Annotated in this window: 19 protein-coding genes; 9 read left to right on the top strand and 10 right to left on the bottom strand. The window is 34.4% G+C overall.

Annotated features, from left to right (window positions below):
• The first annotated feature begins 61 nt into the window (after window positions 1-61).
• Window positions 62-1,099 carry a c-type cytochrome gene (locus BUC31_RS14245; RefSeq protein WP_073245308.1) on the top strand — a complete coding sequence of 346 codons (1,038 nt, stop codon included), beginning with the start codon at window positions 62-64 and terminating at the stop codon, window positions 1,097-1,099.
• Window positions 1,100-1,104: 5 nt separating this feature from the next.
• On the top strand, window positions 1,105-2,439 hold the full coding sequence (locus BUC31_RS14240) for an OprD family outer membrane porin (RefSeq protein WP_073245306.1): 1,335 nt from the start codon (window positions 1,105-1,107) through the stop codon (window positions 2,437-2,439).
• Between the two features lie 46 nt (window positions 2,440-2,485).
• On the opposite strand, the gene BUC31_RS14235 is transcribed toward BUC31_RS14240, so the two are convergent.
• Window positions 2,486-2,689, bottom strand: coding sequence for a YgaP family membrane protein (locus BUC31_RS14235; RefSeq protein WP_073245301.1), 204 nt, complete (start codon window positions 2,687-2,689; stop codon window positions 2,486-2,488).
• Between the two features lie 238 nt (window positions 2,690-2,927).
• Between BUC31_RS14235 and BUC31_RS14230 the strand changes: the two genes are divergently transcribed.
• Window positions 2,928-3,803: a sterol desaturase family protein gene (locus BUC31_RS14230; protein ID WP_073245299.1), complete on the top strand. Its 876-nt coding sequence runs from the start codon at window positions 2,928-2,930 to the stop codon at window positions 3,801-3,803.
• Window positions 3,804-3,837: 34 nt separating this feature from the next.
• On the opposite strand, the gene BUC31_RS14225 is transcribed toward BUC31_RS14230, so the two are convergent.
• From BUC31_RS14225 to BUC31_RS14185, 9 genes are all read right to left on the bottom strand, one after another.
• Window positions 3,838-4,107 (bottom strand): cation transporter, encoded by a 270-nt coding sequence (locus BUC31_RS14225; RefSeq protein ID WP_073245298.1) that lies wholly within the window; start codon window positions 4,105-4,107, stop codon window positions 3,838-3,840.
• A gap of 3 nt (window positions 4,108-4,110) precedes the next feature.
• Entirely contained in the window at window positions 4,111-4,752 is a 642-nt protein-coding gene (locus BUC31_RS14220) for a Tll0287-like domain-containing protein (RefSeq protein ID WP_170861965.1), read from the bottom strand.
• A gap of 102 nt (window positions 4,753-4,854) precedes the next feature.
• The gene (locus tag BUC31_RS14215) at window positions 4,855-5,199 is read right to left on the bottom strand and encodes a rhodanese-like domain-containing protein (protein WP_073245294.1); all 345 of its coding nucleotides are present in this window, start codon (window positions 5,197-5,199) and stop codon (window positions 4,855-4,857) included.
• An 87-nt stretch (window positions 5,200-5,286) separates the two neighbouring features.
• Window positions 5,287-5,949, bottom strand: a complete 663-nt coding sequence (locus BUC31_RS14210) for a peroxiredoxin (RefSeq protein ID WP_073245292.1) — start codon at window positions 5,947-5,949, stop codon at window positions 5,287-5,289.
• A gap of 206 nt (window positions 5,950-6,155) precedes the next feature.
• Window positions 6,156-7,565 carry an MBL fold metallo-hydrolase gene (locus BUC31_RS14205; protein WP_073245289.1) on the bottom strand — a complete coding sequence of 470 codons (1,410 nt, stop codon included), beginning with the start codon at window positions 7,563-7,565 and terminating at the stop codon, window positions 6,156-6,158.
• A gap of 122 nt (window positions 7,566-7,687) precedes the next feature.
• Complete coding sequence (locus tag BUC31_RS14200; protein ID WP_073245287.1) at window positions 7,688-9,103, bottom strand: MBL fold metallo-hydrolase; 1,416 nt, start codon at window positions 9,101-9,103, stop codon at window positions 7,688-7,690.
• 83 nt (window positions 9,104-9,186) lie between these two features.
• Window positions 9,187-9,984: a sulfite exporter TauE/SafE family protein gene (locus BUC31_RS14195; RefSeq protein ID WP_073245285.1), complete on the bottom strand. Its 798-nt coding sequence runs from the start codon at window positions 9,982-9,984 to the stop codon at window positions 9,187-9,189.
• 69 nt (window positions 9,985-10,053) lie between these two features.
• A complete protein-coding gene (locus tag BUC31_RS14190; RefSeq protein ID WP_073245282.1) occupies window positions 10,054-10,686 on the bottom strand; it encodes a Crp/Fnr family transcriptional regulator in 633 nt (210 codons plus the stop codon).
• Window positions 10,687-10,692: 6 nt separating this feature from the next.
• A complete protein-coding gene (locus BUC31_RS14185; RefSeq protein WP_073245279.1) occupies window positions 10,693-11,082 on the bottom strand; it encodes a DUF983 domain-containing protein in 390 nt (129 codons plus the stop codon).
• Window positions 11,083-11,265: 183 nt separating this feature from the next.
• On the opposite strand from BUC31_RS14185, the gene hemN reads away from it, so the two are divergent.
• The 6 genes from hemN to BUC31_RS14155 all read left to right on the top strand — a co-directional run bounded on the left by hemN (window position 11,266) and on the right by BUC31_RS14155 (window position 17,494).
• Window positions 11,266-12,627, top strand: a complete 1,362-nt coding sequence (gene hemN / locus BUC31_RS14180; RefSeq protein ID WP_073245277.1) for an oxygen-independent coproporphyrinogen III oxidase — start codon at window positions 11,266-11,268, stop codon at window positions 12,625-12,627.
• Window positions 12,628-12,676: 49 nt separating this feature from the next.
• The gene (locus BUC31_RS14175) at window positions 12,677-13,498 is read left to right on the top strand and encodes a universal stress protein (protein WP_073245275.1); all 822 of its coding nucleotides are present in this window, start codon (window positions 12,677-12,679) and stop codon (window positions 13,496-13,498) included.
• Between the two features lie 288 nt (window positions 13,499-13,786).
• A complete protein-coding gene (locus BUC31_RS14170) occupies window positions 13,787-14,296 on the top strand; it encodes a c-type cytochrome (protein WP_073245272.1) in 510 nt (169 codons plus the stop codon).
• A gap of 33 nt (window positions 14,297-14,329) precedes the next feature.
• On the top strand, window positions 14,330-16,291 hold the full coding sequence (gene nosZ, locus BUC31_RS14165) for a Sec-dependent nitrous-oxide reductase (protein WP_073245270.1): 1,962 nt from the start codon (window positions 14,330-14,332) through the stop codon (window positions 16,289-16,291).
• Between the two features lie 117 nt (window positions 16,292-16,408).
• Window positions 16,409-17,017 carry a hypothetical protein gene (locus BUC31_RS14160; RefSeq protein WP_073245267.1) on the top strand — a complete coding sequence of 203 codons (609 nt, stop codon included), beginning with the start codon at window positions 16,409-16,411 and terminating at the stop codon, window positions 17,015-17,017.
• 30 nt (window positions 17,018-17,047) lie between these two features.
• Window positions 17,048-17,494, top strand: a complete 447-nt coding sequence (locus tag BUC31_RS14155; RefSeq protein WP_073245265.1) for a nitrous oxide reductase accessory protein NosL — start codon at window positions 17,048-17,050, stop codon at window positions 17,492-17,494.
• Window positions 17,495-17,509: the final 15 nt, after the last annotated feature.

Here is a 17,509-nt window from a genome sequence, read left to right as displayed (position 1 = left end):
CTGCCATTTTGATATGATAATTATAGATTCGTTATTTAAATTAGCGTAAGATTACAGTTCTATGAAAGAATTACGAGTATTTGCGAAACTATTTATAAAGCTATTTGCGATTATCTTCGTTTTGGTCGGTCTTGTTTTTATATGGTTATTAACGTATGAACCAAGTACTAAAAATGATGTAATTATTGAATCTGAAGAAATTGTAGCTAACGATGATTGGCAACCTAAAGATGCCATGGCAGAGTTACCTACTATGTCTGCGACAGTTAAAGAGGGGTACTTCCTTATTGCAGAATCTTCAAAATATATGGGTCCGAATGCAGTGCGTGCCGAAGATAGATATAGCGGTAATAATTTAGCATGTGCCAATTGCCACTTACAAAAAGGAGCACAGGCAGGCTCTGGATCTTGGGTGGGTATTATAGAACGATTTCCACAGTTTGGTGGCAGAGGTAATAGAGAAGGTACTATTGAAGATCGAATAAATGGGTGTATGGAGCGTAGTATGAACGGCAAAATGCTTCCGGAAGGTGCTGATCAAATGAAAGCGATTGTGGCCTATATGAATTGGTTGAGCGAAGATGTACCAGAAAATAGAAAGGCAGAGTTTAAAGGATATCCAAAAATAAAGATACCTGCTGTAGCGGTAGATTTAGAAAAGGGAAGTCAGGTGTATCAAAAAGAGTGTATCATCTGTCATGGTGAAAATGGAGCGGGAGTTCTTAATGCGGTCGATGGTAAAAGTTATACGTATCCGCCATTATGGGGACCAGATAGTTTTAATGATGGAGCAGGTATGAATAGGGTGATTACTTCTGCTGAGTTTATTAAAAGCAATATGCCTTATTTGCAGGCAACATGGGATAATCCCAAATTAACAGATGAAGAAGCTTATCATGTGGCGGGTTATATTAATAGTTTTTCAAGACCTCATAAGGCAAATAAGGAAGATGACTACCCTAATAAAAAATTGAAACCGGTATCTACACCTTATGGTCCTTGGGCAGATGATTTTTCTCCAGAACAACACAAATATGGACCGTTTCCACCAATAATGGAGTATTATAAGAACGAATACGGTATTACCAAAACGAAATAGGCTTTATGCGAATACTATTAGTACTACTTATTTGTCTACCTATTTTTTCTATGGCCCAAGATACTGTTGCGGTAAAGAAAAAAGGAATTTTATCTGGGCAATGGCGAACGTATTATATGATGACCTCAAATAAAGGGGCATTAAAAGACTTTAATGCTTTAGCGACAGGAGGTAAATTAAAGTACCAGTATACTCTACTAGAAAACTTAGATATAGGTGCAGCATTATATAATGCTACCAATTTAGGATTACAAGATTTAACAATACCAGATGCAACAACTGGAAGAATTAGTAGATACGAGGAAGGACTTTTCGATAGGTTAGATTTAGAAAATGATTCTGTTTTTTTATTAGGAGAACTATATGCGAAATATCACCTAGCTCAGCATTCATTTACGCTTGGGCGGATGAAAATTAATAGTCCGTTAATTAACCCGGAAGATGGTAGAATGATACCCACTTTGGTACAAGGATTTTGGTATAAATACAATAAACAAAAGACATCGTTTCAGTTTGGAATATTAAATGAAATAGCACCACGCTCCACGGGAGAGTTTTATGGTATTGGTGAAAGTATAGGCACATACCCTGTAGGTAGAAATAAACTTGGTACTGCATCTCAGTATGCAGACAACACCGCATCTGATTATATTTTAATGGCAAATGTCGATTTTGAAGTAACTGACGATTTTAATGTGAAAATATGGAACCAATATGTAGATAATATATTCAATTCGTTCTATATAAAACCTGCTTATAAAATATCTAAATCGTTGACGTTAGAAGGGGAGTGGCTACATCAAAATAAGGTGGGTGATGGTGGTAGCAGTGTAGACTCACTTCGCTACTATAATCAGAATACTGCAGATGTTTTAGGGTTGAAAATTGGGTATAAAAGTAAAGTAGGACTAGTTTCTTTAGCATATAATAGAATTTTACCACACGGTCAATTTATATCGCCAAGAGAATGGGGTAGAGAAGATTTATTCAGTTTTCAAAAGCGGGAGCGCAGCGAAGGTTCTGCGGATAATCATGCACTGGTTTTAAATTATAAAAAAGACATTACCATTTCAAAAGATCTAAATCTTATGTCGATCTTAAGTATCGGTAAGCATTGGAAACCAGATCCAACCGATGCAACTTTAAATAAGTATGCTATGCCAAATAATACGCATATTAATCTTGATATTTTCTTCGATATTAAAAAGTTGAAACGCTTAAGACCAGAACTGTTGTTGACCTCTAAAATTGGTAATGGTGATATACCAGACAATGCTAATCTCTATTTTAATAAGGTAGATATGTTTCACTTAGACCTGATTATTAACTACAATTTTTAGCGTCCAACAAGTTGGTCGCTAAAAGTATTGTTAGGTAATAAGCTTACTATTTAACCTTACAAGTGCTACCACCAAACAACGTATACAGCGGGCAAAAGCTTACGAAAGAAGTCAAGATAAAAATAGCTGCAACAGCTAGTGCCACATAACCTAAAACACCGGTAACGGTATTTGTCAAAAATGCAATTATAAGCGCTGCGGCAATTATAAATCTTATGAATTTGTCTGTGGTTCCCATATTTTTCTTCATGATACTTGTTTTTAAATTAATGAATTAAGTCAAAATGTAATGATGTTACTTTATTTAAGACTTAAACAAAAGCGCACAAAATTTAGTTAGCTTTTCTACTGCAAAGTAGTGTTAAATAATAGTGCGATAAATGATATTGGTCATATGCAAAATTGCACTACATCATTCTAAAGCAAAGTAACTTTGGTTACAGCAAGGTCATTTTTAATATAGTATTTTTACAAAAAGCAAATGTAGAATGGAAGCTTATATAGATGCGTTTTTAAATGCGATAACAGGAACTTTAAGTTGGACCTGGAAATCAATCATTTTTCAAGTCCCTTGGTATCTTAATTACTTTTGGGGCTTAATTTCTATATCGCTTATAGTTTGGTTTTTAGAAATTGTTTTCCCTTGGAGAAAACAACAAGGGGTTTTTAGAAAAGACTTTTGGCTAGACGGTTTTTATATGTTCTTCAACTTCTTTCTGTTTGCTATTGCCATTAGCGGTATTTATAAATTATTGCAAGTGTTTTTTACTGATATCGGTATAAAAGCAAATAGTTTGGCACTAATAGATATCTCTGGTTGGCCAATGTGGGGTCAACTTTTATTATTCTTTATCGTATTAGATTTTGTGCAATGGTTTACACATACATTATTACACAAATACGCCTTTCTATGGAAGTTTCATCAAGTACACCATAGCGTAAAAGAAATGGGCTTTGCAGCTCATTTGCGTTATCATTGGATGGAGAATATTCTGTACAAACCATTAAAGACTTTCGGCGTAATGATTCTTGGTGGTTTTGAGCCAGAGCAAGCTTACATTGTTCATTTTATAGCCATAGCAATTGGGCATTTCAATCATTCTAACATAAAAATTACATGGGGACCTTTAAAGTATATTTTAAATAACCCGGTAATGCATTTGTATCATCACGCATATGACTTACCAGAAGGAACATATGGTGTAAATTTTGGAATTAGCTTAAGCCTGTGGGATTATTTATTTAAAACCAATTATATACCAGAAGATAGTGGAGATGTGAAATTAGGTTACCCAGGAGATGAGAATTTACCAAAAGACTTTTTAGGACAGATGACCCATGGGTTTAAATCAAAGAAGAAGTAACTCGTAATCACTTCTTCTTTGGATATTTATAAAATTAGTCTGCTAGTTTACCTGTAGCACAACTTACGAAAGACTTCGCTTTAGATAGTACTGAGTTCTCTTGATCTAGACTTGGGTAGCCAATTGCCTTTAATTTGGTTTTTGCAGTAGCTATATCTTCTTGCTTTAAAGCATCAAAAGAAACCGATGATGATTCTACTGATACAGATACATTCGTTATGGTAGGTATCTCTTCTAATTTGGTGATAATTGTTTTGGCACAACCACCACATTTTAAATTTTGAATAGGAATTACTGAAGTCATATCTTATTTATTTTGTTCGTCTTTAAAACTTATACTCCAAATGCCTCGTACCTCATTTTCTTTATAGCCTATGGCTTTATCATATGGGTATTTATCGTTTAAAAGTTGGGTAACTTTTGGGTCAATATTTGTTTCTGGTACACCATGGCAGTTTAGGCACATGGTATTGGTAACAATAGGGGAATAGAAATTAGTAATTCCATTCTCGTTAGTTAGTATAGGTTCGTAAGACTCGTTATTATTAATTTTTGATTTAAAAAACGCAATATATTCAAGCTCTTTTTTATTTGCTTTATTATTTTGATTTCTTGGTTTATCACTTACCCTTTTAATTTTAGCATGATGAGCAATTGCCATACTATCTGTTAGAGGATATGCCTTTTCATTACAAAACTTTACAGCACCTAATGGACCATTTTTTTGAATGTTGAGCATAAGGTTCTTACCTAGTACTTTTTGGGTACTTTGCGCATACATTTTACCCTTTTCTAAGAGTAGACTATCGTTTATTTTAGTATCTATTTCTTGCGTGCCAACGCTAAAAGATGTACTGTCAGAATTATCTAAAACTTCTTGTTTTACCTTTGGAGCATCTTTACAACTGATTGCAAAAACAATCATTGACACTAATAAAATATTTTTCATAAGTAAGACATTAAAAAGGTGTTGATTGATTTTGAAATAAGTTGTCATTATTAAATAAACTTACTATGAGCTACCTATTTAAAGGTTGTAGTTACCTTTGTTTTAGTTCCAAGAATTATAACCTCCTTTAAGATCATATACTTGTGTAAAGCCCATTTTTAATAGTTTACGTGCAGCTTTTTGGCTTCTTGCACCTGATCTACAGTATACGTATACCGGTTTTTCTTTATTTACTTTTTCAAAGTAAGCGTTAAAGTTCCCAGAGCTGAAAAAATCAACGTTTATAGCGTTTTTAATGTGACCACTGTTATATTCAGACGGTGTTCTAACATCAAAAGGTTTTATGTTGTTAGCTACAATTTGCGTGGCAAATTCATTCTTGTTAAGTATAGTGATATTACCTGCGGTTTCTTCCTTTTTACCAAAGAGTGTACTTAAAAATGACATAGTATTTTATTTAAAATTAATATTCAACAATAGAAAGAAACGGTCTTGGTATATGACCGTTCCTTTCAATAACCAACCAATAAAAAATTAATTAAGACTCTTTTTTGCTAAATACCAATCAACTTTTTCTAAAGTATCATCAGCAATACGAGCATTAAGTTCATCTAAAGTTTTAGGAGGAGATACAATTACCTTATCTCCTTTTTTCCAATCTAAGGGCATAGCCACTTTATATTTATCTGACGTTTGTAAAGCCTCTAAGGCTCTAAGAATTTCGTTCATATTACGCCCAACGTTTAATGGGTAATACATAACTAGTCGAATTTTTTTCTTTGGGTCAATAAAAAAAACGGCACGTACTGCAGCAGTTTCACTTTCGTTAGGCTGAAGCATTCCGTATTTTTTAGAAACCTTCATATCTAAATCTGCTATGATGGGAAAATCAAAATAGACACCTGTGTTTTCACGTACGTTCTGTACCCAACCTAAATGCGCATGTACACTATCTATACTTAAACCTAATAATTCTGTATTAAGAGCGTCAAACTCTGGTTTACGTACGGCAAATCCACTCATTTCAGTAGTACAAACCGGAGTGAAATCTGCAGGATGTGAGAACATTACGATCCACTTATCTTTTGCAAATTCAGATAATTTTATTTTTCCTTTAGTTGTTACCGCTTCAAAATCTGGAGCAATATCTCCAATTCTTGGCATGCTGATTATTTCATTATTTTGTATTGTTTCCATGTTCTTTTAATTTTAATTAAAGTTACGCTTACAGTATAATAGCTACAGTAACTCTAGTTACATAACGATGAAATAAACTAAAAAAAAGAGGAGTTTTTTCTTGAAAAATACTCCTCTTAACATCAACTGAATTGCCGTTGGGCAAATTCAAAAACTAAACCAATTTTCATGCTGATAAAGACTATAAAGTCTATTGAATATGTTATCTATAATGTAGTTGGACAAACAAATTCAGAGACTGGAATACCAGCTTCTTTTATAGCTTTAAATCCTACTTTTACATCTATAAGGTTATGAACACCTCTACTTTTTAAAATTGATGCCGCAATCATACTTCTGTAACCACCGGCACAGTGTACATAAAACTGTTTTTTTTCTGGAAATTCTGCTAAATGATCATTTAGAAAATCTAACGGCGTATTTTTTGCATCTAAAACATGTTCAGATAAAAATTCAGATTCTTTACGCACATCAAATACAGGTGCTTTTTCAGTTTCAAGAACTTCTTTAAGCTTTTTGGCATCAACTTGGCTAACGGTATCATACTCCATCGCAGCTTTTTTCCAAGCATCGAATCCGCCTTCTAAATATCCTAGCGTACCATCAAAACCAACTCTAGATAATCGAGTTACTGCTTCCTCTTCCATACCAACAGGGGTAACCAATAAAATAGGCTGTTTAACATCGGCGATTAAGGCACCTACCCAAGGAGCAAAACTACCATCTAATCCAATAAAAATAGAACGCGGTATATGACCTTTGGCAAAATCATCTTGATGGCGTACATCTAAAACTATGGCACCGGTTTCATTTGCTGCAGCTTCAAAAGCCTTTGGGGAAAGTGCTCTTGTACCACGTTCCAAGACTTCTTTTATGTCTTCATAGCCCTCTTTATTTAACTTTACATTTAAGGGGAAGTATTGAGGTGGTGGTAGTAAACCATCGATCACTTCATCAATGAACTCTTCTTTCGTCATATCTGTACGTAAGGCATAATTCATTTTCTTTTGGTTGCCCAAGGTATCTACTGTTTCTTTCATCATATTCTTACCACATGCAGAACCGGCACCATGAGCGGGATAGACGATGACGTCATCTGCTAAAGGCATAATTTTTTCACGTAAACTGTCAAATAAGAATCCAGCTAGGTCACGCTCTGTTAATTCGCCCATTTTCTGAGCAAGATCAGGTCTGCCCACATCACCTAAAAATAAAGTGTCTCCGCTAAATATAGCATAGTCTTTACCATTGGCATCTCTTAGTAAATATGTGGTACTTTCCATTGTATGACCAGGAGTATGTAATGCCGTAATAGTAATATCACCTAATTTAAACTCTTGATTATCTTTTGCGATTATAGCCTCGAAAGACGGATTCGCTTTTGGTCCGTATATAATATCAGCACCAGTTTCTTTAGCCAAGGTTACATGACCACTAACAAAATCGGCATGAAAATGAGTTTCAAAAATATATTTGATTTTAGCATTATCTGCCGCAGCTTTCTTTATATAAGGCTGTACTTCTCGTAGAGGATCAATAATGGCGACTTCTCCATTGCTTTCAATGTAATAAGCACCTTGCGCAAGACAACCAGTATATATTTGTTCTACTTTCATAAGTTCATATTTATTATTGAGACAAAATTACATTTGTAAAAAGGATTACACAGTAACTTAGGTTACATAGCTATTAAAGTAAAACAGCCCTGAATAATCAGCGCTGTCTTAAGTATTAAAAATTACAATAGTGTTGATGGGCAAACGTATGCTGTTTTAGGTAGTGTTGTTTTTGAAATAGCTTCAAAACCGCCTCTAACATCTGTGAAATCTTGCCATCCTCTTTGCTTTAAAATAGAAGCTGCGATCATACTTCTATAACCACCGGCACAATGTAAAACAAAAGGCTTGTCTTTAGGGAATTGAGATAGATGCTGATTGATTTCATTTAAAGGAACATTGATGGCGCCTACCACATGTTCAGAATCAAATTCACTCTTTTTTCTAACATCAATGATAAATGGTTTTTTAGTAGCGTATAATGCTTCCAATTCCTTACTATCGATTCTATCACTTGTTTCGTTATCCTTTTTAGCTTCTTTCCAAGAATCAAACCCACCTTTTAAAAAGCCTACCGTATTATCATAACCAACACGTGCCAATCTTGTAATAGCTTCCTCTTCTTTATCTTTATAAGTAACTAGTAGTATCTCTTGTTTTATATCTGGTATCATTTCACCTACCCATTGGGCAAAACTACCTTCTAGTCCAATATTGATGCTATTAGGAATAAACCCTTTTGCAAAATCATCTGCATTTCTAGTGTCTAATACTAGTGCCCCGGTTTCATTGGCAACAGCCTCAAAAGCCTCTGGAGTGTATGGGGTAGTGGCACGGTCCATTATCTTATCTAAACTTTCATACCCTTGAATGTTCATCAAAACATTTTTAGGAAAATAACCTGGAGGAGCTGTGAGTCCGGTTAAGAGTTCTTTTATAAATTCCTCTTTACTCATGTCTGGTCTTAGAGCATAGTTGACCTTCTTTTGATGACCTAGGGTATCTGTAGTTTCCTTACTCATCATTTTACCACAAGCAGATCCTGCACCATGATTTGGATATACTATTAAATCATCACTTAAAGGCATAATTCTATTTCTAAGAGAATCATATAAATGTCCTGCTAATTTTTCTTCAGTCAAATCTGCCACTACATGTTGCGCTAGATCAGGTCTACCAACATCACCAATAAATAAGGTATCTCCGGTAATAATGCCATGCTCTTTTCCATTCTCATCAATTAAGAGATAAGTAGTACTTTCCATGGTATGACCGGGAGTGTGAATGACCTTTACCTTATAATCGCCAACTTCAAAAATTTGATTGTCTTTTGCTATAGTTGCCTCATAAGCTGGTTTTGCACCAGGACCAAATACAATTTCGGCATTAGCTTTTTTCTGTAAATCTAAATGACCACTAACAAAGTCGGCATGAAAATGAGTTTCAAAAACATATTTGATTTTAGCATTATCTTTCTTTGCGCGATCAATGTATGGTTGTACTTCACGTAACGGATCAAATACTGCAGCTTCACCATTACTTTCTATATAATAGGCAGCGTGTGCCAAACATCCGGTATAAATTTGTTCTACTTTCATGTTCTTATTTGTTTGATTAATACTATAAAATTACCCCTTATATAAGACGTGTACAGTGACATTAGTCACATAAGCGAAATTTTTTAAAAGAATTCCATATAGAAAATAAAGGCGGCCATAACAAGTATAAAATAGCCGAAACCTTGCTTCAGTTTTTTACCATCTATGAAGTTGCTGAGATAACTACCTATAAAAATGCCAACAAAAGATAGCGATGTAAAAATGGCAAGAAACTTCCAATCGATGGTCATGGTCATGGCATCGCCCAAAAAGAAACCCATTAAAGATTTAATGGCAATTATAATTAAAGAGGTGCCTACGGCAACTTTCATTTCAACATTCGCCAAAATGACCAATGCAGGAATGATTAAAAATCCGCCACCGGCGCCAATCAATCCTGTTATACTACCAACAAGTAACCCTTCTAATACTATTAATGGATAGTTATAAGAAACTTCACCACCTGTTAGAACATTTTTTTCTTTTTTAAGCATAGAATATGCTGCAGGAATCATCAAAATAGCGAACAGCCCGAACATGGCCATTCTACGTGTAAATTGAAAGTGTTCAATTTGAAATAAAACATCTGGCATAGCTGGCACTACATAATGTCTAACAAGCGTAACACCTATAATTGCTGGTATACCAAATACAACGGCGGTACGCCAATCTACATATCCTTTAAGATGTTGTTGCCAACCCCCGACAAGAGCACTTGCACCCACAATAAAAAGAGAATAGGCGGTTGCAGCTTTTTCGTTAATTGAAAAAAGATATGCCAATACGGGTACTGCTAAAATAGAGCCACCTCCGCCAATGAGACCTAATGATATACCAATTATTAAGGCGCTGATATAACCAATAATTTGCAAAATTTCCATGTGATGTATTTGATATCACAAAAGTAGAACGGTGCAAAAACCTGCGCAGTAACATTGGTTACAGAGGTATTATAAATCTAATATTTCTAAATAATTACGGTGAAGTTTAATCTTGCCCATTTCTTCAAGCTTCTTTAAAAGTCTAGAAATTACAACTCTAGAACTATGTAGGTCGTAAGCAATATCTTGATGGGTACTATGAATTATATTGTCTTTTGTTACCCTAGCTTTTTCTTTTAAATAGCCTATTAGGCGTTCATCCATCTTTTGAAAAGCGATATTATCTAAAGTACTTAAAAGTTCATTTAATCTAACATGATAACTATTGAATACGAAGTTTCTCCAAGATTTATATTTGCCGGTCCATTCTTCCATTTTCTGAATAGGTACCATAATAAGTTTGGCATCTGTTTCTGCAATGGCTCTAATCTCACTTTTTTTGTCGCCCATGCAGCACGCCATGGTCATAGAGCAGGTGTCACCTTTTTCTAGATAGTAAAGTAATAGTTCATCGCCATCTTCATCTTCCCGTAAAATTTTAATGACTCCAGATATTAATAAAGGCATACCTCTAATGTAGTCACCGATTTCCATGAATTTATAACCTTCGGGTACTTCTTTAAAAGTACCTACCTGTACAATTTCATTGATGAGCTCTTCTTCAAAAATATCTCCATATTCTTCCTTTAAGTCTTGAATCATTCTTGGCTAATTAATTTTCTGTGCTATTTCTTTATCAAATTTAAAAAATATATTCGCCCAAATAGATTTAGATACTGCTGCTATCCATGGCATTGTTAAAACAAGCGATGCAACGATAACAATAAATAAAGCACCTATAGAAAGCTGAAGTCCAAATAACAATGTTAACACATACGCAGCAACTGCAACTGCAATACCTACAGCGTAAGAAACATACATGGATCCCGTATAAAAACTAGGTTCTATACTATATTTTAAATCACACTTAGGGCAACGTTCTTTTACCTTATTGAAGTTACTTAATTTATAAGGATTTGCCTCAAAGAATTCACCTTTATGACATCTAGGGCATTTCAAAAAGATAATACTGTATAATTTGGAACCTTTTGGTAACATGGGTATAAATTTTAATCAAAATTATTAGATCCCTATAATTTCATTGGTAACATAGGTTACATAAAACAACTATTTGTAATGTAATTTTTGGGGAAGTTATTTTTTTTCATTGTTCTATGAACTGATATAAATCATATTATATGCTGACTTAGACATGTAAGTTTGTGACTAAATAAGAAGTTTATGTGTTCGCTTGTTCAAAAGTATAATGTACCAGGACCTAGATATACTAGCTACCCAACCGTTCCTTTTTGGGATATTAATACCTTTTCTGGGAAAAAGTGGGAAGCGTCGGTAAAAAAGAGCTTTCACGCAAGTAATTCGGTATCAGGTATTAGTCTATATATACATTTACCATTTTGCGAGAATATGTGTACGTTCTGTGGATGTCATAAGCGTATTACAAAACGACACGATTTAGAGATGCCCTATATAAAAGCGGTTTTAAAAGAATGGCAATTATATAGCGAATTGTTCGATGAAAAACCGATTATAAAAGAGTTGCACTTAGGTGGTGGTACGCCAACATTTTTTACTCCAGAAAACTTGAAGTATTTAATAGATGGTATTCTACGAATAGCCGAAAGGTCTAATGATGCCGAGTTTAGTTTTGAAGGACACCCCAATAATACTACTAAAGAACATTTGCAAGCTTTGTATGATGTTGGCTTTAGAAGAGTAAGTTATGGTGTGCAAGATTATAATGAAACGGTACAGAAGGCAATTAATAGAATTCAGCCTTTTGAAAATGTAAAAAATGTAACTGAGTGGGCTCGTGAAATAGGGTATACATCTATAAGTCATGATATCATATTTGGTCTTCCACATCAAAAGCTAGAGCATGTAATTAATACGATAGAAAAAACTAAAGAATTAAAACCAGATCGTATTGCTTTTTACAGTTATGCACATGTGCCATGGTTGGCAGGTAATGGTCAACGTGGTTATAATGATGCAGATTTGCCTGCGGGTGATGAAAAGAGAACGCAGTATGAAGTTGGTAAAGAATTGCTGTTGGATTATGGATATCATGAAATAGGAATGGATCACTTTGCTTTGGAAAGCGACGGATTGTTTAAGGCTATGGAGAATGGAAATCTTCATAGAAATTTCATGGGTTATACTAGCTCTAATACCAATTTAATGATTGGTTTAGGTGCATCGAGTATAAGCGATAGTTGGTACGGTTTTGCACAGAATGTAAAGAATGTAGAAGAGTATCAAAATCTTGTAGAAAATGATATAATTCCGCTATACAGAGGTCATATTTTAACAGAAGAAGATCAAATTATAAGAAGACATATTTTAAATTTAATGTGCCAGTTTAAAACAAGTTGGAGCAAATTTAAGTTACACCTACCACAAATAGATAGTATTCTAAATAGGTTACAAGAAATGGAAGAAGATGGTTTAGTGACCATTACTGAAAGTAGTCTTCAAATTACTGAAAAGGGTAGACCGTATGTTAGAAATGTATGTATGGCTTTTGATTTGCCATTGCAGAAAAAGGCACCAGACACCAAGATTTTTTCAATGACCGTTTAATTTTAAAAATAGAAGTTCCTAATCTTAATAATTGCTAAATAAAATTACCATGAAAAAAATAATCGTACTTACAGATTTTTCAAATCAGTCAGAACAAGCCCTAAAGGCAGCTGCAGATTTGGCTAAAAAACATAAAGTTGAACTATTGGTAGTTCATATGCTAGAACTGAATCAGGCAATAATTACTTCGCCAGATGGTATGTACATCGAGCAGACAGTTTTCTTAGTGAAATTAGCAGAAAAGAATTTAAAAGAGTTTTTAGAGAAACCTTATTTAGAAGGCGTTACCGTTACTCCTGTAATAAAGCATTATAAAGTATTCAGTGAGCTAAATGCTATAGCAAAAGAGCATGATGCAGATTTAATAGTAATGGGTTCTAATGGAGCTAGCGGATTTGAAGAAATGTTTATTGGTTCTAATGCAGAAAAAGTAGTTCGTAATGCAACCGTACCTGTTTTAGTGATTAAAGGCGAGGTTACAAATTTAAGTATAGATCGTTTTGTATTCGCATGCGATTTTAATGATGATAATTTACCAGCTTTTCAAAAAGCTAAGGAATTTGCTGCTATGTTAAATGCTAGCATGGAGGTTGTTTTTATCAACACGCCAAACGATGAATTTTTAAGTAATAGGGATGCCTATCAAAAAATAAATAAATTTTTAACCAAGGCTAATTCTGCACAACAGGTTGAAATTTACAATGATTACAGTGTTGAGCAGGGTATTATCAATTATGGTAAAACCATCTTAGCAGATGCTATAGCAATCCCTACTCACGGTCGTAAAGGCATTTCCCATATGTTTAATGGTAGCATTGGCGAAGATGTTGTAAATCACTCAAGAATACCTGTGATTACATTCAAAATATAGATACTAACCTAGTCTATAAGCAAGAATAAACCCAAGGTGAAAGCCTTGGGTTTATTTGTTTTAATCCTATTTATTTGAGTAAAAAAAACTTTACTTTCTTTAACCCGAATTTACTATTGTTAAGTGTTTATTTGTAATTTAATATGTTGATTATTAGTGAGATGTAATTTTATTTTATCTTTTTTTTTAAATAAGGACAATTTTATCCTTAATCATGATATTAATCATGTTTTTCCTTTTTAATACCCAATACATTTGTCAAGTTAATTAATCAATAATCATATAAAAATGAAAATAGTTTTAAGAAGTACCGTGATAATGTTTTCGCTGCTACTAATGGCATGTGGAGGCAAAGAAGAAAAGAAAAAAGAAGGATTTAGTGTAGATCGTACCAAAACTACAGAAAAAGCAACAGAGGCTGTTACTGAAACTAGTACAGAAAAACCTTCTGAGCGTGTAGATCTAGAAAATAAAGGAGTAGGTCCTATTACGTCTGTGACTTTATCTCCAGATATTGATACGGCATTGGCAAAGAAAGGTGAAGAAACTTACAGTCAAATGTGTATGGCTTGCCATAGAATAGATAAAAAATTCATTGGTCCGGCTCCAACAGGTGTTTTGAAAAGACGTAGTCCAGAATGGGTTATGAACATGATCCTTAACCCAGAAGTTATGGTTAAAGAAGATCCTTTGGCAAAAGAGCTTATGGCTGAATTTAATGGAGCACCAATGGCTAACCAAGGGTTGACCGAAGATCAAGCACGTAGCATACTTGAATATTTTAGAACATTAGAGTAGTAAATAAATAAGATAACCACAAACATAAATAAAATGAAAAAGTACTTCTATTATCTAGCAGCGGCTCTAGGGCCAATTCTGCTTCTTTCAGGTTGCGGTGACCAAAACGGTAAGGCATCCTCAAATGGAGCACTTGCATCAAATAATGCAGAGAAAGTATATGTAGCCCCTGGTGAACATGATGAGTTTTACGCATTCATGTCTGGCGGGTATAGCGGTAACGTAACCGTTTATGGTCTTCCTTCTGGGCGTATGTTTAAAGAAATTCCAGTTTTCTCTCAATTTCCAACTAACGGTTATGGATATTCTGAAGAAACAAAACCTATGTTAGAAACTTCTTTTGGTTTTATACCAACTGATGATTCTCACCACCCGGATATTTCTCAGACTAATGGTGAATTAGACGGTAGATGGCTTTTTATAAATGGAAATAACACACCACGTATAGCTAGAATTGACCTAAAAACATTTGAAACTGCTGAGATTATAGAAGTTCCAAATAGTGCAGGTAACCACAGTTCTTCTTACATCACAGAAAATTCAGAATATGTAGTGGCAGGAACACGTTTTTCAGTTCCTATTCCACAAAGAGATATGCCCATAAAAGATTACAAAGGTAACTTTAAAGGAGCCTTGTCTTTTATTAGTGTAGAACCTGAAACTGGTAGAATGGATATAAAATTCCAGTTGATTATGCCTGGTTTTAATTATGATTTATCTCACCCAGGTAGAGGTAAATCTCATGGTTGGTTTTTCTTTACTACGTATAACACAGAAGAAGCAAATTCATTGTTAGAGGTTAACGCTTCTCAGAACGATAAAGATTTTATAGCCGCGGTAAACTGGAAAAAAATTGAAGAGTATATTGAAAATGGTGGTGGTACAATGGTACCTGCAAATTATACACATAACGTGTATAGCGATGAGACTCATAGTGCTACTTCAACAATGAAGAAAGAGGTTCTAACAATAGATCCTACAAAAGTACCGGGTGCTATATTCTTTATGCCAACACCAAAATCTCCACATGGGGTAGACGTAAATCCAACAGGAGATTACATTATTGGTAACGGTAAGCTTTCTGCAGACCTTACAGTGTTCTCCTTTGATAAAATGATTGCTGCAATTGACGGTAAAAAGTATGATGGTGAAGCTTATGGTATTCCTATTTTAAAATTCGAAGATGTATTGGCTGGTCAAGTCAAAAGTGGAGGATTAGGCCCATTACATACAGAGTTTGATGGTAAGGGTAATGCGTATACTACGTTCTTTATTTCTTCTGAAGTTGTAAAATGGAAAGTAGGTACATGGGAAGTTATTGATAGAAAACCAACTTTTTACTCTGTTGGTCACTGTATGATTCCTGGAGGAAATTCTGCAAAACCTTTTGGTAAATACCTAGTATCCATGAACAAGATTACAAAAGATAGGTACCTGCCAACTGGTCCGGAGTTAGAACACTCTGCACAGTTGTATGATATTTCTGGAGATAAAATGGAGTTAATCTATGATTTTCCAACACATGGAGAGCCACACTATGCAGCTGCTATCCCAGCATCTATACTAGCGCCTAAATCGCAGAAAATCTATAAACTGGCAGAAAACGAACATCCATTTGCTACAAAAAATGTTTCAGATGCAAGAGTAGTGAGAGAGGGTAATGAAGTACATGTGTATATGGCAATGATACGTAGCCACTTTACTCCAGATAATATAGAAGGTATTAAAGTGGGTGATAAAGTATATTTCCATATCACTAACCATGAGCAAGATTTTGATGTGCCACACGGCTTTATGATGATTGGTCAACAGAATTCTGGTTTATTAATAATGCCAGGGCAAACAAAAACATCTGTTTGGGAACCTAAGCAAGAAGGGGTATGGCCATTTTACTGTACAGATTTTTGTTCTGCTTTACACCAAGAAATGCAAGGTTACGTAAGAGTTTCTCCTGCCTCATCTAATATTGACCTTTCTTGGTCTTTAGGTGAGTAAGTTAAGAACAAGTACATAAATTATTCAAACAAAAAGCAGGTCGCGTACCAAGACCGACCTGCTTTTTTATTTGAGTATCAAGTTGTTTCATAGTTATGATTTTTAAGATACAATAAGATGAAAAAGGCAAGTGTAATAATGATAATTGGATCTCTATGTTTATTGGGATTGTTTGCGTTTCCACTTTGGAATATTATGTTAGGTGCGCCTCAATATCCAGATCCATTGGGTATGAATATTCATATTTCTGGCATACAAGGCGTTTCTGAATTTGATTTACAGAATATTGATGGTCTTAATCATTACATAGGTATGAAGACTATCCCTAAGGCAGATGAAATGTGGGAGTTCAATATATTTCCTTCAGTAATTATTGGTATGGTACTTTTAGGAGTGATACTGGGAATATTAGGCTTCTTTCAAAAAATTGATTACCGGTATTTCTTAGGATGGTTTGTACTAATGTCTATCTTAGGTATTATGGGTATGTATGATTTTAATCTGTGGTTAACAGACTATGGTTCAAATTTAGATCCCCATGCAATTATTAAGGTGGTAAACGAAGACGGAACACCAATGTCATATAAACCACCACTTTTTGGATATAAAAAACTATTGAATTTTGATGTAAGTTCAATGCCGGCAACAGGTGCATGGTTCATGTTCGCAGGTATGATGCTTACCGTAGTTGCTTTTTTTGTAGGATGGAAAAGTAAAAAATCATAGTAATCTTAATAAACCATAAATAACTAAATAATGAAGAATCTAGCAATAATAGGGGTCATATGTGTTCTAGTATTAACGGCATGTAATAGTGAACCTAAACCAATTACTTATGGTTCTGAAGGTTGCCATTTTTGTACTATGACTATTGTAGATAAGCAGCATGCTGCCCAATTTATGACTAAAAAAGGAAGAAGCTACTCTTTCGATGCTACAGAATGTATGCTAAACCATTTACGCGAGATAGATACTGAAACAGTCGCATTATTTCGAGTAAATAATTATACAGATCCTGGGGTTTTTATTGACGCTACACAGGCAACATATTTAATTAGTGAAAACATTCCCAGTCCTATGGGTGCATTTTTATCTGCTTTTTCAAATGAAGAGGCTGCTATAAAAGCGCAATCAGATAATACGGGAGTTTTATATACCTGGACTGAACTAAATGAAAAGTTTAAAAAGGAAAATCCTTTTTAAACGTAATAGAGCAAT

Source organism: Maribacter aquivivus (assembly GCF_900142175.1).
In the GTDB taxonomy this organism is placed as follows: domain Bacteria; phylum Bacteroidota; class Bacteroidia; order Flavobacteriales; family Flavobacteriaceae; genus Maribacter; species Maribacter aquivivus.
This window is presented reverse-complemented; position numbering and strand designations above follow the sequence as displayed.